The 3,105-nt window shown below is 41.6% G+C and carries 6 protein-coding genes; all 6 read left to right on the plus strand.

The window, feature by feature from the left end; translation table 11 throughout:
* The first annotated feature begins 287 nt into the window (after positions 1-287).
* The 6 genes from ACTHS3_RS11085 (at position 288) to ACTHS3_RS11110 (ending at position 2,974) form a co-directional block, all read left to right on the plus strand.
* Positions 288-518, plus strand: a complete 231-nt coding sequence (locus ACTHS3_RS11085) for a hypothetical protein (RefSeq protein ID WP_063075621.1) — start codon at positions 288-290, stop codon at positions 516-518.
* A gap of 22 nt (positions 519-540) precedes the next feature.
* Complete coding sequence (locus tag ACTHS3_RS11090; RefSeq protein ID WP_440367966.1) at positions 541-1,842, plus strand: replication initiation factor domain-containing protein; 1,302 nt, start codon at positions 541-543, stop codon at positions 1,840-1,842.
* 12 nt (positions 1,843-1,854) lie between these two features.
* The gene (locus tag ACTHS3_RS11095) at positions 1,855-2,166 is read left to right on the plus strand and encodes a hypothetical protein (RefSeq protein ID WP_070836706.1); all 312 of its coding nucleotides are present in this window, start codon (positions 1,855-1,857) and stop codon (positions 2,164-2,166) included.
* A 13-nt stretch (positions 2,167-2,179) separates the two neighbouring features.
* The gene (locus ACTHS3_RS11100) at positions 2,180-2,383 is read left to right on the plus strand and encodes a hypothetical protein (protein ID WP_063075624.1); all 204 of its coding nucleotides are present in this window, start codon (positions 2,180-2,182) and stop codon (positions 2,381-2,383) included.
* 84 nt (positions 2,384-2,467) lie between these two features.
* Positions 2,468-2,686 (plus strand): major capsid protein, encoded by a 219-nt coding sequence (locus tag ACTHS3_RS11105; protein WP_440367964.1) that lies wholly within the window; start codon positions 2,468-2,470, stop codon positions 2,684-2,686.
* 12 nt (positions 2,687-2,698) lie between these two features.
* Positions 2,699-2,974 (plus strand): hypothetical protein, encoded by a 276-nt coding sequence (locus ACTHS3_RS11110; RefSeq protein ID WP_440367965.1) that lies wholly within the window; start codon positions 2,699-2,701, stop codon positions 2,972-2,974.
* The last annotated feature ends 131 nt before the right edge of the window (positions 2,975-3,105 follow it).

Here is a 3,105-nt window from a genome sequence, read left to right on the forward strand (position 1 = left end):
AAAGTGTAGGAAGTGGTTTGGTAAATGGGGACAGCAGCGGATTTGGTAGTTGGTTCGGATTGATAGCCTGCATGCAGAGCAATGGTTTCCCGTTTCATTTAAATATCCTTGTAGCGATGAAATAATTATAAATAGAGGCCAGCAGATTCGGATTTGAAGGGCAAACTTTCCATAATGGAAAAGTTTGGATGCAGCAATATACGGCCTTATATATTGCGTTCCATCAGGGGCGCATATTCTTAATTCTTGTAAAGCCCCTTAACTCTAGCCAGTGAAGGGGCTTAATCATGTTTATTTTCTATACCGTCAATCCCGAACCCTTATCTTTCCCGAAAGCATACATCTTGAAAGTGTTCAGGGATAAAGACAACGAATCCCAATGCATCAAAACAGTTTGTTTTCCTATCCGCAATCCGACTTTGAAACAAAAAACCGAAAACGAAGCGTATGAATGCGGCAGATTGTTTGTAAAAGAACTGATGGATAAGGAATGCAACCGTGAAAGCCTTGGAAGATAAAGCCGTGGCGGTGGTCGCGGATATGGTGGACGCGTCAGCGGACGCCAAGGCTGCGACAACCGCCGAAGGCTGCCCCCCTAGGCTAATAGGGGGGGAGCAAAATAAAACCTCTAATCCGAAGGGTACGGAAAAATCGGATAACCAAGACTTTGAGTTTGAATATTTCAGCCATTTTGTATCGGATGGAAAAGGCAAATTCATCGAAATACCGTTAAGACGTGGAAGGGATGACGGCGCATTTATTGACCAAATCACTTTCACGATTCACGAAGACAGTTTGCCCAAAGTAACAGGTAAAGGATTGGTTTCAGATACAGAATTTGTTGTGAAGTATAGCGAGCTGTTAGAAGAAATTTTAGGTTTTGGCATTACCCAAAAACTACCGTTCAAAGGAAAGTTTTTCTATAAAAGCTGTTACCAACTTGGCCCGGATAACGTCGAATATGGCAAGGTTCATTATGGCGGTCAGCGAGAAACAATGCTGGTTGAATTGAATGGTACAGGTTGTCAGGCTGCTATACCCGGTTGGGAAAACCGACTGTATGAGTTTTTAAGTAAGTGCATACGTCCAAAAATTACCCGTGTTGACGTCGCCCATGATTTCTTTAACGGCGAATACACACCCGATCAGGCATTACTTGATCATGATAACGGTCATTTTGACGTTCATAACATGAGGCCAAAAAGCGAATGCCGCGGTACTGCATGGCGTAATGATGATGGTAGCGGCAAAACCTTTTATGTAGGCAAACGCGGAAATTCCAAATTTACCCGTGTTTATGAGAAAGGAAAACAATTCGGCGATGTCAACAGTCCATGGGTCAGGTTTGAAACTGAATTTCGGGCAGGCGATATAGAAATACCCTTAGATGTTTTGATTTATCCCGGTTCGTATCTTGGTGGTGCTTATCCGATATGTACGGCGATATTCAAAACAGAATCCAAGCGGATGGATGCCAAGACAGAAACAGTAAATCTATCTTTCGATCATAAACTGTTCCATGCGCGTAATCAGGTTGGAAAGATGGTTAATTTCCTCCGCGATATAGGCTGGGATGATACAAAAATTGTCGATGAACTTGTAAAAGGCATTGAAGGTTATCCCAAAGGTTTACAACCTGAACAATACGACTGTAGAGATCAGACACAAAAGATTCAGTATATACACGAAGAGCAAAAAGCAATTGATGATTTGAACATGCAAACATTACTTGATGATTTGCTTGATGAGAAAGAAACCGCATTCCCACAAGACAGGGAAAAACAACACATTCGAGACATTGAACTCGAAGAGAAAATTATTTCAAATTTTTTAAACAAGTAAAGGAAATTCAAAATGTTTGAGCAAAGCCAAGTAACCACGTATTCAGCAACTCTTTTGGGTGCAAAACAATTTAAAGGCGAAATCGACGGTAACAAAATCGATTCTTGCACAGTTTTGGTAGCCAGCCCCATGCCGTCAAACGGCAATGCTGTGGGTTTTACCGCAGCAAGCATGAAATTTGGCGATAGCCATAATTTCGACAAGCTGAAAAATCTTAAATTCCCATGCGCGGTTGATGTAACCGTAGCAATGGAATCAACAGGTAAAGGCCTTGTTCCTAAATTGCTTGATTTCCAAGTTAAAGGCGCAACGCCCAAAGCCTAAGAAAGGCTGAATCATGAGTAAGTATCAGCAAAAATTTATTGTTCAAGAACTCGAAAATCATGAATTCATCTATCCCGATCCATTCGGCGATATTGGCTTTACGCCAAACATTAAATCTGCCGGTCAATATGAAAGTTATGAAGACGCTTTCAATTCGGCGATTGAAGAAATCGGCGGCGAATTTTTAATTTTCAGTTTTTATACAAAAGAAGATTAAGTTTAAGAGGCTCGGCGGGCGGTCTCTAAAACCTTCACATAGCCCGCAAACACATTTTTTAAACATTTCGTAAAGGAAAACATCATGAAATTGATGAACACTTGCCGTAAATTCGGCGCAAAACTGGCCGTTGTTGCCGCTGCTCCCCTGGCTTTGGCTACACAAGCCTATGCCGCTCTTGATGAAGGTGCAAAATCATCCATTGAAGCCGCAAAAACTGACGGCCTTGAAGCAGGATGGCTGGTAGTCGGCGTATTTGCCGCTTTGTTCGTAATTGCCATTGTCAAACGCTTGTTGCGCTAATAGGTAATTAAGATGTACTACCAAGTCGGGAATAAATGTCTTGAGCAAAGCCAAGCTGAAAACGTCTATTTCAGCTTGGTAGTACCTCAAATAACCCAAGACGGCAAAATTATCAAACCTGAGTACAACGGCACAGTTTGGAAACTGAACGGACAGACGATTAAAGCCGATTTACCCAAATGCGATCCAAGTGAAAATTTAAAAAGCGGTTTGGATACAGGATGGCTCTTGTTCGGCGTGATGGCTGCTGTGTATTTCGTATCCATTTTGAAAAGGGTTCTCAAATGATGGATTACTATTTTTACTTAGGTCTGGCGGTACCTGTTTTGATAGGGGCGATTTTATTTAAGGATTGATACCCTATTCGGGTAATGGCAAAATCTAACTTTCAGCAAAAATTACGAAAGTTAGCATTATGT

The sequence above is a fragment of the Neisseria sp. P0009.S007 genome (assembly GCF_051962515.1).